Origin of the sequence: Knoellia locipacati (assembly GCF_007992835.1) — a bacterium.
Lineage (GTDB): Bacteria > Actinomycetota > Actinomycetes > Actinomycetales > Dermatophilaceae > Knoellia > Knoellia locipacati.
The window spans coordinates 1-15,853 of sequence record NZ_BKBA01000014.1 but is presented as its reverse complement, the minus strand read 5'-3'; the positions used below and the strand labels follow the sequence as shown (position 1 = coordinate 15,853).

The 15,853-nt window shown below is 71.2% G+C and carries 9 protein-coding genes; 7 read left to right on the top strand and 2 right to left on the bottom strand.

Features of this window, described 5'->3' with window-relative positions:
- Positions 1–4: 4 nt before the first annotated feature.
- Positions 5–1,135 carry a response regulator transcription factor gene (locus KLO01_RS16270; RefSeq protein WP_147067126.1) on the bottom strand — a complete coding sequence of 377 codons (1,131 nt, stop codon included), beginning with the start codon at positions 1,133–1,135 and terminating at the stop codon, positions 5–7.
- Positions 1,136–1,274: 139 nt separating this feature from the next.
- Here KLO01_RS16270 and KLO01_RS16265 point away from each other — a divergent pair, with 139 nt between their 5' ends.
- Both KLO01_RS16265 and KLO01_RS16260 read left to right on the top strand, forming a co-directional pair.
- Positions 1,275–1,688 (top strand): RidA family protein, encoded by a 414-nt coding sequence (locus tag KLO01_RS16265; RefSeq protein WP_147067124.1) that lies wholly within the window; start codon positions 1,275–1,277, stop codon positions 1,686–1,688.
- Between the two features lie 131 nt (positions 1,689–1,819).
- Positions 1,820–3,289, top strand: a complete 1,470-nt coding sequence (locus KLO01_RS16260) for an FAD-binding oxidoreductase (RefSeq protein ID WP_147067122.1) — start codon at positions 1,820–1,822, stop codon at positions 3,287–3,289.
- A gap of 128 nt (positions 3,290–3,417) precedes the next feature.
- Here the strand turns inward: KLO01_RS16260 and glgP are convergent, their stop codons facing one another.
- Complete coding sequence (gene glgP / locus KLO01_RS16255; protein WP_147067119.1) at positions 3,418–6,018, bottom strand: alpha-glucan family phosphorylase; 2,601 nt, start codon at positions 6,016–6,018, stop codon at positions 3,418–3,420.
- A 110-nt stretch (positions 6,019–6,128) separates the two neighbouring features.
- On the opposite strand from glgP, the gene KLO01_RS16250 reads away from it, so the two are divergent.
- The 5 genes from KLO01_RS16250 to pgm are packed head-to-tail and all read left to right on the top strand — an operon-like array spanning position 6,129 to position 15,410.
- Complete coding sequence (locus tag KLO01_RS16250; protein ID WP_147067117.1) at positions 6,129–8,174, top strand: alpha-1,4-glucan--maltose-1-phosphate maltosyltransferase; 2,046 nt, start codon at positions 6,129–6,131, stop codon at positions 8,172–8,174.
- Positions 8,175–8,178: 4 nt separating this feature from the next.
- Positions 8,179–9,909, top strand: coding sequence for a maltose alpha-D-glucosyltransferase (gene treS / locus KLO01_RS16245; RefSeq protein WP_147067114.1), 1,731 nt, complete (start codon positions 8,179–8,181; stop codon positions 9,907–9,909).
- Positions 9,902–11,389, top strand: a complete 1,488-nt coding sequence (locus tag KLO01_RS16240) for a maltokinase N-terminal cap-like domain-containing protein (RefSeq protein ID WP_147067112.1) — start codon at positions 9,902–9,904, stop codon at positions 11,387–11,389. Before treS ends, KLO01_RS16240 begins: the two co-directional genes overlap by 8 nt.
- Complete coding sequence (glgB, locus tag KLO01_RS16235) at positions 11,386–13,749, top strand: 1,4-alpha-glucan branching protein GlgB (RefSeq protein ID WP_147067110.1); 2,364 nt, start codon at positions 11,386–11,388, stop codon at positions 13,747–13,749. The genes KLO01_RS16240 and glgB overlap by 4 nt, the downstream gene beginning before the upstream one ends.
- Positions 13,746–15,410 (top strand): phosphoglucomutase (alpha-D-glucose-1,6-bisphosphate-dependent), encoded by a 1,665-nt coding sequence (pgm, locus tag KLO01_RS16230; RefSeq protein WP_147067108.1) that lies wholly within the window; start codon positions 13,746–13,748, stop codon positions 15,408–15,410. The genes glgB and pgm overlap by 4 nt, the downstream gene beginning before the upstream one ends.
- Positions 15,411–15,853 lie beyond the last annotated feature (443 nt).

Here is a 15,853-nt window from a genome sequence, read left to right as displayed (position 1 = left end):
GCCGTCAGGTCCCGGCGAACCAGCCTGACGGCGCCAGCTCGGCACCCATCCGCGGGACGTACTGGTCGAAGTAGATGCGCGCGATGAGCTCGCGCCGGCTGCGCACGTCGGCCTTGTCGAAGACCGACTTGAGGTGGTCCTGCACGGTGTAGGCCGAGACGTGCATCGTCGCGGCGATCTCCTTGGTGTCCACGCCCTGCAGGACGAGCTGGGTGACGTCGCGCTCTCGCTGGGTGAGGTCGAAGGCCGCCACGACGAGGGGGACGATCTCGGGCGGACGAGCCTCCTCGATGGTGACGACGACGTCGGGTGACCCCGCACCGGCCGACGTGAGCGGGATGGCGTGGAGCACGAGCCACATGCCACTGCGGGCCCGGACCCGGCACCGCGGCGGCACCGTCGACTCGCCGCGGGCGAACCGCCGGGCGGCCCCCACGAGAGATGCGACGACCGCCGCCGGAGCGCCGCTCGCGGCGCCGACGAGCAGGTCGTCGAGCCGCTCCTCGGCCCCCAGGCTCGTCTGCTGGATCGCGTTGTCGGCCCCGACGATGAGGACGACCGGTCCCGTGCCGGACGGCGGCGGGGCGATGGCCAGGCGCGCGAGCATCCCGGCGCGCACACCCGAGGCGAACACCGTCGACAGCGAGCCCACGAAGGCGATCTCGTCCTCGCTGAAGGGTGCGTCCTCCGGACCCCGGAAGAGCGCGATCCCGCCCCACACGTCGGTGCCGTCGTGGAAGAGCCCGCGCAGCTCGTCGGTGTAGCCGAAGTGCGGCTCCATGAACCGCCCGAGCCGGGGCGAGCGGTGGACGTCGCCATCGGTGCTCGCGTGCACCCCGGTCGCGACGGTGCGGTCGCGGACCATCGACGTGAACGCGGTCTGCTCGGCCTCGCCGTACTCGATGAGCCCCCACTCGTAGTCGTGTTCGTCGCGGCCGTGGAGCGCGCCGTACTTGCGGGCGCCGGTGAGGAGGAGGGTGCTCGGGTCGATCGTCGCCAGGCAGGCGGCCGAGTGCGGCACGGCACGGTCGAGCGACTCGACGGCCTCGCCGAGGAAGCTGTCGAGGTCGAGCCCGGCTCGGGCGACGACCTCGACGTCGCGGCGGACACGCTCCGCGGTCAGACCTGTGGCCATGCTCGCCAGTGTGCCGGGAGCAGGGCGGTGCGCACCATCCCACAAATGTGGGGGTCACGGGTCCCCCAGAACTGCCGGCCCGCAGGTCCCCGATCGGATGGGATGGTCGCCGGGGCGGGCCGGACGCCACCGTTGACCCATGACGACGACGACCGCGCCGCTGCCGGTGAACCCCGACTCGTGGACCGTCCCGCTGGGCTACGACCAGGGACAGCTGCGCACGGGACCACTGGCACTGCTCACGGTCGCCGCCCAGGCCTCGGTCGACGAGGAGGGCCGGCTGGTCCACGACGGTGACGTCGCGGCCCAGCTGGCCCTGGCGCTCACCAACCTCGAACGCGTGCTGGCTGCAGCGGGCATGTCCGCCGCCGACCTGGCCTCGCTGCGCGTCTTCACCACCGACCTCGTCGCGTTGGACGACGTCTGGGACACCCTCGTCGAGCACCTCGCCGAGACCGGTGCCCGGCCGCCGACGACGGTCCTCGAGGTCTCACGCCTCTCCGTGCCCGGCGTGGTCTGCATCGAGGCTCTGGCCGCCCGGCCCCTGCCCTGACCACCCGCGCACCTTCGCGCCCCGGTCCATCCGAGGCGCCACCCCACCACCACCTCCGCTCGACGGCGAACCGGCCGCGAGCGTGCCCGCGCGGGAACTCCCGCGGGCGACCGACACGAAGGACGACCGACATGACCATCGAGACCACCCTCGAGCCGACCCCGGCGACGAACGCCGCACCGACCGGCGCACCGACCGAAGCACCGGCTCCGGCACCGACCGACGCGCGCGCGGAGAGCCTCCGTGGGCTGTGCGGCGGAGCGGTCCACCTGCCCGGAGACCCGGGCTACGACCTGGCGAGCATGGCGTGGAACGTCGCGGTCCCGCAGCGCCCTGCCGCGGTCGCCGTCCCCCGCGACGCCGCCGACGTCGCCGAGGTGGTGCGTGCCTGCGCCGCTGCCGGGCTGCGCGTCGGCCCCCAGAGCACGGGCCACAACGCCGGACCCCTCGTCGCACGCGGGCTCGACGACGTCGTCCTCGTCCGGATGTCCGGCATGACCGGAGTGAGCATCGACCCGGTGTCGCGCACCGCGCGGGTCGTCGGCGGGACGCTGTGGCAGGACGTCGTCGAGGCGGCGGCCGAGCACGGTCTGGCCGCCCTGCACGGCAGCTCGCCCGACGTCGCGGTCGCGGGCTACAGCCTCGGCGGCGGCATGGGCTGGTACGCCCGCACGCTCGGGCTGGCCACCAACAGCATCACGGCGATCGAGCTGGTCACCGCCGGTGGCGAGCTCGTGCGCGCCGACGCCCACCAGCACGCCGACCTCTTCTGGGCCCTGCGCGGCGGTGGCGGCAGCTTCGGCGTCGTCACCGCGATGGAGTTCCGGCTCTACGAGATCGAGGACGCGTATGCCGGCTTCCTCCTCTGGGACCGCGAGCGCGCCGACGAGGTCGTGCGTACCTGGGCCCGCTGGAGCGCCACCGCGCCGGACGCGGTGACCACCTCGCTGCGGGTCATGAGCTTCCCACCGATGCCGGAGCTCCCGGACTTCCTGCGTGGGCGCCAGCTCGTCGTCATCGACGGCGCGATCCTCGGCAACGACGAGCTCGCCCAGCACCTCCTTGCCCCGCTGCGCGCCCTGGCCCCGGAGATGGACACCTTCGCCCGGGTGCCCGCGGCGTCGTTGTCGCGGCTGCACATGGACCCCGAAGGTCCGACACCGGCCGTGTCGGGCCACACGATGCTCGCGGGGCTGCCCGACGAGGCCATCGACGCCGTGCTCGACCAGGTCGGCCATGGCTGCACGACGTCGCTGCTCGCCGCCGAGTTCCGGCAGCTCGGCGGAGCACTGGGCCGCCCGCACCCGGGCGCCGGCGCGCTGCCGCGGCTCGACGGCGCGTATGCCGCGTTCTTCGTCGCCATCGCCGCGACGCCGGAGATGGGTGCGGCCGGACAGGCGGACGCGCACCGCCTGGTCGAGGCCCTCGAGCCCTGGTCCACGGGCTCACCGGTGCTCAACTTCTCCGAGGAGCCGGTGGACACCCAGCGGGCCTACGCGCCCGACACGTTCGAGCGGCTGCGCGCGATCCGCACCGTGGTCGACCCGCGTGGTCTCTTCGCGGCCAACCACCCGGTGCCGACCGACCACGACCTGGGCTGACCGGGTCGGGGGTGCGGGTCCCACGCTCTGCGTGGGCCGGCATACGGAGGAAAGGGTGAGGGTCCGGAGGGGAATGTCCCCTCCGGACCCTCAACCTTCGCTCATGGGGAGCAAAAGCTCTGGCGGTGTCAGGCGGTGGCCACCAGCCCCAGGCTCGCCGGGCTGGCGAGACCGGCGTGCTTCGGGACGATGCGCACGGTGTAGCCGAACGCCCCGCTCGTCTTGAGGACGAGCTCGCCCGAGAACTTGTGGCGGCCCTGCTCGTAGCTCTCCTCGAACTGCAGCGGCAGCGTCGTCACGTCGTGCAGGTCGTCACCGCGGTGGTTGGTGCGGCCGTGCGCGACCTGCACCTCGACGTCGGCCGGGTCGAGCCCGTCGAGCGAGACGTAGGCGTTGACGTGCAGCGTCTCGCCGATCTCCGGGCTGTCGCCCAGACCGGAGGACTCGACGTGGTCGACGCTCACCTTGGGCCACGAGGCGCGGACCTTCGACTTGTATGCCGCGAGGTCGCGTGCGCCGGCGAAGTCGCCCTCACGCAGGGCCCAGCCGGAGCGGGCGGCCGGGACGTAGAGGCGCTCGGTGTATTCGCGCACCATCCGGCTCGCACGGACCTTGGGCCCGAGCGTGGAGACGGTGTGCATGACCATCGCCAGCCAGTTCTGCGGCAGGTCGTCCTCGTCGACGTCGTAGAAGCGCGGCGCGACCTGGGTCTCGATGAGGTCGTAGAGCGCGGCCGCCTCGATGTCGTCACGGCGCTCGGGGTCCTCGACACCGTCGGCGGTCGGGATCGCCCAGCCGTTGTTGCCGTCGAACCACTCATCCCACCACCCGTCGAGGATCGAGAGGTTGAGGGCGCCGTTGAGGGCGGCCTTCATGCCCGACGTGCCCGACGCCTCGAACGGGCGCAGCGGGTTGTTGAGCCACACGTCGCAGCCCGGGTAGAGGTGCTGGGCCATCGCGATGTCGTAGTTCGGGAGGAACGCGATGCGGTGACGCACCTCGGGGTCGTCGGTGAACTTGATCATCTGCTGGATGAGCTGCTTGCCGGTCTCGTCGGCCGGGTGCGACTTGCCGGCGATGACGATCTGGATCGGGCGCTCGGGGTCGAGCAGCAGCTTCTTGAGGCGGGCAGGGTCACGCAGCATGAGCGTGAGGCGCTTGTAGGTCGGGACGCGACGGGCGAACCCGATCGTGAGGATGTCGGGGTCGAGGATGGTGTCGGTCCAGCCGAGCTCGGCCGACGACGCGCCACGCTTGATCCACGACGCGCGCATGCGGGCCCGGGCCTCGCGGACGAGCTGCTCGCGCAGCTCGCGCTTGGTCGCCCAGACCTCGTCGCGCGGCAGGTCGGCCATGGCGTTCCACGACTCGGTGCTGTCGAGCACGGTGGTGTCGATGTTGACGGTGTCGGAGTGGCGGTCGGCGAGCTCGTAGACCTTGCGGTCCACCCAGGTCGGTCCGTGGACGCCGTTGGTGATGCTCGTGATCGGCACCTCGTCGGGGTCGAAGCCCGGCCACAGACCGTCGAACATCTCGCGGCTCACGACGCCGTGGAGCTTGGAGACCCCGTTGGCGCGCTGGGCGATCCGCAGACCGAGGACGGCCATGTTGAACACGGAGGAGTCGCCGCCGTCGTAGGTCTCGGCGCCGAGCGCGAGGAGGGAGTCGAGCGGGACGCCGGCAGGGGCGAGGTCGCCACCGAAGTAGATCTCGATGAGGCGGCGCTCGAACCGGTCGATGCCCGCGGGCACCGGCGTGTGCGTCGTGAAGACGGTCGCGGCCCGGACGGCCTCGAGGGCCTCGTCGAAGCCCAGGCCCTCGCTCGTGACGAGCTCGCTGATCCGCTCGACCGCGAGGAAGCCGGCGTGGCCCTCGTTGGAGTGGTAGACGTCGGGGGTCGGCGCACCGGTGAGGCGGGACCACAGGCGCAGGGCGCGGACGCCACCGATGCCGAGGAGCATCTCCTGCTGGAGGCGCTGCTCGCCGCCGCCGCCGTAGAGACGCTCGGTGACGGCGCGCGCGGCGTCGTCGTTGCCGGTGACGTCGGAGTCGAGGAGCAGGAGCGGGACGCGTCCGACCTGGGCGCGCCACACCTGGGCGCGCAGTTCACGGCCGCCGGGGAGGTTGAGCACGATGGTGCTCGGGGTGCCGTCCTCCTCGCGCAGGAGCGCCAGGGGCAGGCCGTCGGGGTCGAGGACGGGGTAGTCCTCCTGCTGCCAGCCGTCACGGTTGAAGCTCTGCCGGAAGTAGCCGGTCTTGTAGAACAGGCCGACGCCGACGATCGGCACCCCGATGTCGGAGGCCGACTTGAGGTGGTCGCCGGCGAGGATGCCGAGACCACCGGAGTACTGCGGCAGCGCGGCGGCGATGCCGTACTCGGGGCTGAAGTAGGCGATCGCCGACGGCGCACCCGCCTCCCCCTGCTCGGCCGACCACTGCTGGTACCAGCGGTCGTCGCCGAGGTAGCGGTCGAGACCCTGCTTGGCCTCCTCGACACGGGCCACGAAGGCGTCGTCGGCCGCGAGGGCGTCGAGCTCCTCGACCGTCGTCGCCGAGAGCAGCGCCACCGGGTCGGCGCCGACGGAGGCCCACCTCTCGGGGTTGATGCTCTCGAAGAGGTCGCGCAGCGGCGGGTGCCAGCTCCAGCGCAGGTTCATCGCCAGGTCGCCCAGCGGGGCGATGCGGGCGGGCAGGACGGGGCGGACGCTGAAGCGACGGATGGCCTTCACGAGGCGTCACCCTAGGTCACACCGGGCCTTCGCGGAAACGTTTACTCCCCCCGGTTTCCCACTGCGTCCACAACTCGTGCCGCAGGCTGCCGGGACGATAGCGTCGGCCTGTGACCGCCACGCCGCTCAGCACTCCTCCCCAGTCCCCGATCGGCCGCATCCCCGTCCTCGACGTGACACCACTCGTCGACGGAGGCTCCCGACCCACGAAGTCCGTGGTGGGAGAGCAGTTCCTCGTCACGGCGACGGTCCTGCGCGAGGGCCACGACGCCGTCGGCGCGTCCGTCGTCCTCACCGATCCCGACGGCGTCGACCACCTCTCGCCGATGGTCTGCACCAACCCCGGGCTCAACGCCTGGGAGGCCGTCGTGTCCGCGGACCGTCCCGGCATGTGGACATTCCGCGTCGAGGGATGGTCGGACCCGTTCGGCACGTGGGAGCACGACGCGACCATCAAGATCCAGGCCGACGTCGACACCGACCTCATGCTCGCCGAGGGCGCCCTGCTCCTCGAGCGCGCCGCCGACACCGAGGACCGGACCCCCGCGGGCCGGACGGTCGTCGAGACGGGGCTCGCCGCCCTGCGCGACGAGACCCGCCCGCCGCAGGTGCGGCTGTCCGCCGTGACCCACGGACCGGTCCACGAGGAGCTCACCGGCACCCCGGTGCGCGACATGCTCAGCGCGAGCACGGCATACCCGCTCCTCGTTGAGCGCGAGCTCGCGCTCACCGGCGCCTGGTACGAGTTCTTCCCCCGCAGCGAGGGCGCGGTCTACGACGAGGAGACGCACCGCTGGCGCTCGGGCACGCTGCGCACCGCGGCCAAGCGCCTCACCGCCGTCGCCGGCATGGGCTTCGACGTCATCTACATCACCCCGATCCACCCCATCGGCTCGGCGGCCAAGAAGGGCCCCAACAACACCCTCGACGCCGGTCCCGACGACCCCGGCGTGCCCTATGCCATCGGCTCCCCCGACGGCGGGCACGACGCCATCCACCCGGACCTCGGCACGTTCGAGGACTTCGACTTCTTCGTCGCCGAGGCGCGCCGCCTCGGGCTCGAGGTCGCGATGGACATCGCGCTGCAGTGCTCCCCCGACCACCCGTGGGTCAAGGAGCACCCCGAGTGGTTCACGACCCGCGCCGACGGCACCATCGCGTTCGCGGAGAACCCGCCGAAGAAGTACCAGGACATCTACCCGCTGAGCTTCGACAACGACCCGGCCGGGGCATACGCCGAGATGCGCCGGATGATCCAGGTCTGGATCGACCACGGCGTCACGCTCTTCCGCGTCGACAACCCGCACACCAAGCCGGTCGAGTTCTGGCAGTGGCTCATCCAGGACGTCGCCCGCGACCACCCCGAGATCATCTGGCTCAGCGAGGCGTTCACGAAGCCCGCGATGATGCGCACCCTCGCCAAGGTCGGGTTCCAGCAGAGCTACACCTACTACGCGTGGCGCAACACCAAGCCCGAGCTCCAGGAGTACGTCGAGGAGCTCGCCACCGAGACGGCGCACTACATGCGGCCGAGCTTCTGGCCCACGACGCACGACATCCTCACGCCCTACATGCAGTTCGGCGGCCCGGCGGCGTGGAAGCTGCGCGCGGCCCTCGCCGGCACGCTCGTGCCGACCTACGGCATCTACGCCGGCTACGAGCTCATGGAGAACGTCGCCCGCCCCGGTGTCGAGGAGCAGATCGACAACGAGAAGTACCAGTACAAGAACCGCCACTGGGAGGACTACGAGCCCGGTGGCTCCAAGGAGGGCCAGTCCCTCGCGTGGTACATCCGCCGGCTCAACGAGATCCGGCGCGCGCACCCGGCTTTGCACTGGCTGCGCAACATCACGTTCCACCACGTCGACGACGAGAACATCATGGCGTTCAGCAAGCGCCGGGTCGTGCCGGCCGACGAGGCGACGGGCACCCCCGAGCACGAGGACGTCGTCATCGTCATCGCCAACCTCGACCCGCACAGCACCCGCTGGAGCCGCGTCGTCCTCGACATGCCCTCCCTCGGGCTGCACCCGGACGAGGGCTTCCGCGCGCACGACCTCATCACCGACCAGTGGTGGGACTTCGTGCGCGAGAACATGGTCCACCTCGGACCGGACCACGAGCCGGTCCACATCATCGAGCTGAAGAGGTACTGAGAACGTGACGGCGACGCAAGGACTCGGACTCAACCAGCCGGGGCTCAAGCACGACCCCGAGTGGTTCAAGACGGCCGTCTTCTACGAGGTGCTCGTGCGCGCCTTCGGTGACTCCAACGGCTCCGGCGCCGGCGACTTCCAGGGCGTCATCAACCGGCTGGACTACCTCCAGTGGCTCGGTGTCGACTGCCTCTGGCTACCACCGTTCTATGCCAGCCCGCTGCGTGACGGCGGCTACGACATCGCCGACTACACGCAGGTGCTCCCCGAGTTCGGCACGCTGCCCGAGTTCCAGCAGCTCATCACCGAGGCGCACGCCCGCGGCATCCGGATCATCACCGACTTCGTCATGAACCACACGAGCGACCAGCACCCGTGGTTCCAGGCCTCGCGCAGCGACCCCGAGGGCCCGTACGGCGACTTCTACGTGTGGTCCGACACCGACGACAGGTACACCGACGCCCGCATCATCTTCATCGACACCGAGACGTCCAACTGGACCTTCGACCCGATCCGGCGCCAGTTCTTCTGGCACCGCTTCTTCGGGCACCAGCCCGACCTCAACTTCGAGAACCCGGCCGTGCACGACGCGATGTTCGAGGTCGTGCGCTTCTGGATGGACATGGGCATCGACGGCTTCCGGCTCGACGCCGTCCCCTACCTCTACGAGGAGGAGGGCCACAACGGCGAGAACCACCCCAGGACCCACGAGTTCCTCGCCAAGCTCCGCCGGATGGTCGACGAGGAGTACCCCGGGCGCATCCTGCTCGCCGAGGCCAACCAGCCGCCGGCCGACGTCGTCGACTACTTCGGCAGCGAGGACGAGCCGGAGTGCCAGATGTGCTTCCACTTCCCGGTCATGCCGATGCTCTACTACGCGCTGCGCGACCAGCGGGCCCAGCCGATCATCGATGTCCTCGCCGAGACCCCGGACATCCCAAGGGGCACCCAGTGGGGCACCTTCCTGCGTAACCACGACGAGCTCACCCTCGAGATGGTGACACCGGAGCAGCGGGCCGCGATGTACGGCTGGTACGCCCCGGACCCGCGCATGCGCGCCAACGTCGGCATCCGGCGCCGCCTCGCACCCCTGCTCGACAACAGCCGCGCCGAGATCGAGCTCATCCACGCGCTCGTCCTCTCGCTGCCCGGCTCGCCGTGCCTCTACTACGGCGACGAGATCGGCATGGGCGACAACATCTGGCTCAACGACCGCGACGCGGTGCGCACCCCGATGCAGTGGACCCCGGACCGCAACGCGGGGTTCTCGGGCGCCGACCCGGGCAAGCTCTACCTGCCCGTCATCTCCTCGCTCGTCTACCACTACAACGGCGTCAACGTCGAGGCGCAGATGGCGACCGGCCACTCGCTGCTGCACTGGCTGCGCGGCATGCTCGGCGTGCGCCGGCTCCACCCCGCCTTCGGCCTCGGCGACTTCACCATCGCCCCCACCGACAACGAGTCGATCCTCGCCTACACCCGTGCGTGGGACGGCGACCGCGACCACCCGGGTGAGACGGTGCTCTGCATCAACAACCTCTCGGACAAGCCGCAGGCCGCGACGATCCAGCTCCCCGAGCACCTGGGCGAGAACGAGCTGTTCGACCTCTTCGGTGGCGCGAACTTCCCGTGGATCGCCGCCGACGGCCGCGTGACGATCACGATGGGCAGCCGCGACTTCTTCTGGCTGCGCGTCGGCCAGGAGAGCCGGTCGGAGGCTCAGCACCGTGGCTGAGATCCACAAGGGCGCAACGATCACGCCGACCAAGGCGGAGCTCGTCGCGGCGTGGATGGGTTCCCAACGCTGGTATGCCGCCAAGGGCACCTCCCCGGTCGTCACCCGCCTCGCGTCGTGGAGACTCGGCGACCCGGCCGGCGAGGTCGGCGTCGAGGTCCTCGTCGTGGCCGACTCCTCCGGCCCGTCCCCTGTCGTCTACCAGGTGCCGCTCACCTATCGCGGCGCCCCGCTCGAGGGCGCGGAGCACGCCCTCGTCGGGACGATGGAGCACTCGGTCCTCGGACCGCGCTGGGTCTACGACGCCCCGCACGACCCCGTGTATGCCGCCCAGCTGCTCGAGCTCGTCCAGGGCCGGGTGCGTGCCGAGTCGTCGGCCGCCAGCGACGCGACCGACGACACGGTCGTCGCGACTCCCGGCGCCGCGTGGTCGCGTGAGGTGCGGGTCGTGGGCTCCAAGGTCCTGTCCGGCGAGCAGTCGAACACCTCGGTGATCCTCGACTGCGAGGACGCCGACGGCGCGTCCGTGCCGGTCATCGTCAAGGTGTTCCGGATGCTGTCGACCGGCGAGAACCCGGACGTCGTGCTCCAGTCCGCGCTGCGCGAGGCCGGGTGCGTGCGCGTGCCCGCCGTCGTCGGCTCCGTCGCCGGGCAGTGGCCCGAGCCCGACGCCTCGGGTGAGCCGTCCACGGAGGGTGGGCACACGGCATACGGGCACTTCGCGTTCGCCCAGGAGTTCCTGCCGGGCGTCGAGGACGCGTGGCGGGTCGCCTCCGCGGCGGTGCGCGCGGGCGAGGACTTCAGCGGCCCCGCGCGTGCGCTCGGCGAGGCGACGGCCGAGGTCCACGCGACGCTCGCCGGGTCGCTCGGCACGTCGCCGACGAGCCCGGACACCGCCCGCGAGATCCTCGACGGGATGCGGGCCCGCTATGCCGCTGCCGCTGCCGAGGTCGGCGCGCTGCACGACCACGATGATGCCGTCTCGGCGATCCTCGATGCCGCCGAGAACGCGGACTGGCCTGCGCTGCAACGCATCCACGGCGACTACCACCTCGGACAGGTGCTCCACACGCCCGACGGCGGCTGGGTCCTGCTCGACTTCGAGGGCGAGCCGCTGCGGCCGCTCTCCGAGCGCAACCAGCCCGACCAGTGGATCCGCGACATCGCGGGCATGCTGCGCAGCTTCGACTACGCCGGCGGCGCCGTCGAGCACTCCACCGGCGGCTCCGCCCGTGACTGGGTGGCGAGCGCGCAGCAGGCGTTCCTCGACGGCTACGCCGCCACCGCCGGTGAGGACCCCCGCAGCAGGGGCGCGCTCCTCGCCGCGTTCGAGCTCGACAAGGCGATGTACGAAGTCGTCTACGAAGTCCGCAACCGACCGTCGTGGGTCGACATCCCGCTCGCCGCCGTCGAGCGGCTGGCCTCGGGGTTCGAGCATCTCTCGACCACCGCAACCGCACCCCAGGAGGACACCCCGTGACCCCGACCCCCGCCCACGAAGTCAGCGGTGCGATCAACGCCCTCATCCACGGGCGGCACCAGCAGCCGCACGACCTCCTCGGCCAGCACCTCGAGGCCGACGGGCTGCGCGTGCGCGCGATGCGCCCGATGGCCGCGACGGTGCGCGTGCGCTTCGCCGACGGCGAGGAGCTCACCCTCGAGCACGAGGCCGAGGGCGTGTGGACGGCGGTGCGCCCGGGCGTCACCGAGACGATGGACTACCGGCTGCTCGTCGACTGGGGCGACGGCTACGAGCACGTCCAGGACGACCCCTACCGGTTCGCGCCGACGCTCGGCGAGATCGACCTGCACCTCGTCGGCGAGGGCCGGCACGAGCAGCTCTGGACCGTCCTCGGTGCACGCGTGCACGAGTACCCCGGTCCGCTGGGCACCGTGCGCGGCACGTCGTTCGCCGTGTGGGCCCCGCGCGCCAAGGCCGTGCGGGTCGTCGGCGACTTCAACGGCTGGGACGGCCACGTCCACCCGATGCGCCTCATCGGCTCCAGCGGCGTGTGGGAGCTGTTCATCCCCGACGTCGGCGAGGGCGCGGTCTACAAGTACGAGATCCGCGGCGCCGACGACATCGTCCGCACCAAGGCCGACCCGATGGCGCGTCGCACCGAGGTGCCGCCGCGGACCGGTTCGGTCGTCGACGAGGCCCGGCACGAGTGGGGCGACTCGGACTGGATGACGGCGCGCGCGCAGTCGAACCCGCACAGCGGGCCGATGAGCACCTACGAGGTTCACCTCGGCTCGTGGCGGCAGGGGCTCTCCTACCGCGAGCTCGCCGAGCACCTCGTCAACTACGTCACCGACCTCGGGTTCACCCACGTCGAGTTCCTGCCCGTCATGGAGCACCCCTACGGCCCGTCGTGGGGCTACCAGGTCACCGGCTACTACGCGCCGACCTCGCGCTTCGGGACGCCGGACGAGTTCAAGTACCTCGTCGACGCGCTGCACCGGGCCGGCATCGGCGTCATCCTCGACTGGGTGCCCGGCCACTTCCCGCGGGACGAGTGGGCTCTGGCGCGCTTCGACGGGCTGCCGCTCTACGAGCACCCGGACCCGCGGCGCGGCGACCAGCCCGACTGGGGCACGCACATCTTCGACTTCGGGCGGCTCGAGGTCCGCAACTTCCTCGTCGCCAACGCGCTCTACTGGCTCGAGGAGTTCCACGTCGACGGGCTGCGCGTCGACGCCGTCGCATCGATGCTCTACCTCGACTACTCGCGCAAGGACGGCGAGTGGCTGCCCAACGTCCACGGCGGCCGCGAGCACCTCGAGGCCATCGGCCTGCTCCAGGAGACCAACGCCACGGCATACAAGCGGGTCCCCGGCATCGTGACGATCGCCGAGGAGTCCACGTCGTGGCCCGGCGTCACCAAGGCGACGAGCGAGGGCGGCCTGGGCTTCGGGCTCAAGTGGAACATGGGGTGGATGAACGACTCGCTGCGCTACCTCGGCGAGAACCCCTACAACCGCCAGCACCACCACGGGCTGCTGACGTTCGCGCTCATGTACGCGTTCAGCGAGAACTACCTGCTGCCGATCAGCCACGACGAGGTCGTCCACGGCAAGGGCTCGCTCGTCAACAAGGCGCCGGGCAACCGGACCGACCAGCTCGCGACCGTGCGTGCGTTCCTCGCCTACATGTGGGCGCACCCCGGCAAGCAGCTGCTCTTCATGGGCTGCGAGTTCGCCCAGCCGAGCGAGTGGGCCGACGGGAAGTCGCTCGACTGGTGGCTGCTCGACCAGCCCGCGCACTACCGCGTGCACAACCTCGTCAAGGAGCTCAACCGCGTCTACCGCGAGCACCCGGCGCTGTGGGCGCTCGACAGCCAGCCGGCCGGGTTCGAGTGGCTCGACGCCGACGACAACACCGGCAACACCTACTCGTTCGTGCGGTTCTCGGAGCCGTCACGCCAGGGCGGTGACGTCGTCGCGTGTGTCGTGAACTTCGGCGGCGACCCCAAGGAGTGGCTGCGTGTCGGTGTGCCGTTCGGCGGCAGGTGGCGCGTCGTGCTCGACACGAGCGGCTACGACCAGCACGGCACGCCGAGCCAGGCCGACCTCGTCCTCGACGCCGTCGAGGAGGGCTGGAACAACCAGCCGTTCCACGTCGTCGTGCGCCTCGCCGGCCTGACCGCGATCTACCTCGCACCCGTCGTCGACGGCGAGGTCCCGCAGGCCGAGGACGCGCACCTCGACGCGGGTCCCGTCGACACCGCGCCGCCGAAGTCGGACTCGCCGGTCGACGAGCAGCCGGTGGCCGAGCCACCCGCCGTGAACCCGGCAGTGGCCAGGCCGAGCACCACCCCCACCGAGGAGGACGACCGATGACCGACTCCCGCGCGGGCCAGCCCGCCCAGCCCGCCGACCTCGTCGACCTGCCACACCTGGTCACGGCCTACTACGCCAACAAGCCCGACCCCGACGACATCGACCAGCAGGTCGCGTTCGGCACCTCGGGCCACCGCGGCAGCTCGCTCAACACCGCCTTCAACGAGGACCACATCCTCGCGACGACCCAGGCGATCGTCGACTACCGCAGGGCGCAGGGCTTCGACGGGCCGCTCTTCCTCGGACGCGACACCCACGGCCTCTCCGAGCCGGCGTGGTCCTCGGCGCTCGAGGTCCTCGCGGCCAACGACGTCACCGTGCTCGTCGACTCCGCCGACCGCTACACGCCGACCCCCGCGGTGTCGCACGCGATCCTCGTCGCCAACCGCGGCAAGGTCACCGGTGTGGACGGTATGCCGTCCGGTGCCGGTCTTGCGGACGGGATCGTCGTCACGCCGTCGCACAACCCGCCCTCGGACGGTGGGTTCAAGTACAACCCGCCGCACGGTGGCCCGGCCGACTCGGACGCGACCAAGGTCATCGCCGCCCGTGCCAACGAGCTCATCAAGGGCGGCCTCAAGGACGTCAAGCGCATCCCGTTCTCGCGAGCGCGAGCCGGCGCGACGGCATACGACTTCATGGGGACCTACGTCGACGACCTGCCCTCGGTCATCGACATCGCCCGCATCAAGGACGCGGGCATCCGGATCGGCGCCGACCCCCTCGGTGGCGCGGCCGTCGACTACTGGGGCGCGATCGCCGACCGTCACGGCCTCGACCTCACCGTCGTCAACCCGCTCGTCGACGCCACGTGGCGCTTCATGACGCTCGACTGGGACGGCAAGATCCGGATGGACTGCTCCTCCCCCAGCGCGATGGCCTCGCTCATCACGCGCAAGGACGACTACGACATCGCCACCGGCAACGACGCGGACTCCGACCGGCACGGCATCGTCACCCCGGACGCGGGGCTGATGAACCCCAACCACTACCTGTCGGTGGCGATCCAGTACCTCTACGGCGGCGCACGCCCGCAGTGGCGCGACGACGGGTTCGTCGGCAAGACGCTCGTGTCGAGCTCGATGATCGACCGCGTCGCCGCCGACCTGGGGCGCCGGCTCGTCGAGGTGCCGGTCGGCTTCAAGTGGTTCGTCCCAGGGCTGCTCGACGGCTCCGGACCGTTCGGCGGCGAGGAGTCGGCGGGTGCGTCGTTCCTGCGCATGGACGGCTCGGTCTGGACGACCGACAAGGACGGCATCCTCCTCGCGCTGCTCGCCTCCGAGATCCTCGCCGCCACCGGCAAGAGCCCGAGCGAGCACTACGCCGAGCTCACCGCGAAGCACGGCGTGCCGGCGTACGCCCGGATCGACGCGCCCGCCAACCGCGAGCAGAAGGCCAGGCTGGGCGCGCTCACCCCCGACGCGGTCACGGCCGAGACCCTTGCGGGCGAGGCGATCACCGCCAAGCTCACCGAGGCGCCGGGCAACGGCGCCGCGGTCGGTGGGCTCAAGGTCGTCACCGACTCCGCGTGGTTCGCGGCGCGGCCGAGCGGCACCGAGGACGTCTACAAGATCTACGCCGAGAGCTTCAAGGGCGAGGAGCACCTCGCCCAGGTGCAGGCCGAGGCCAAGGAGGTCGTCGGCGCCGCGCTGGGCGGCTGAGGGCAAGCCGACAGGCGCGCCCGCACCAGCCCCGGGGGGCGGTCGGCTCAGCCGATCGCCAGCACCCCGATGCTCGCGATCACCGTGACCGTGGCGGTCGAGACTGCTCCCAGCACGACCGGCCGCGGTCCGAGCCGGAACGGCGGGTCTGCGCTCAGGGGTCAGGGTCCGGCGCCTGCCCTGGTGGACGTGGCGGTGCGAGGTGGCATCGCTGCGGTTGACCGCATCACTGTGAGCATCAGGCGTCGGACGGGATCGATTTCCCGGTTCCCGAGTATTCCAACAGCCGGGCTGGTTACATTCTCGCTGTGTATCGGGTGGCCGCCAAGCGCAAGAGCGGGCTGACTCTTGTGAAGACAACCATCCTGCTTGCCCTGCTCGGGGTTGCACTGATCGGTGTCTCCGCCCCGCGCGCGGCTGCCAACGAGGGCGACGTGCAGGGG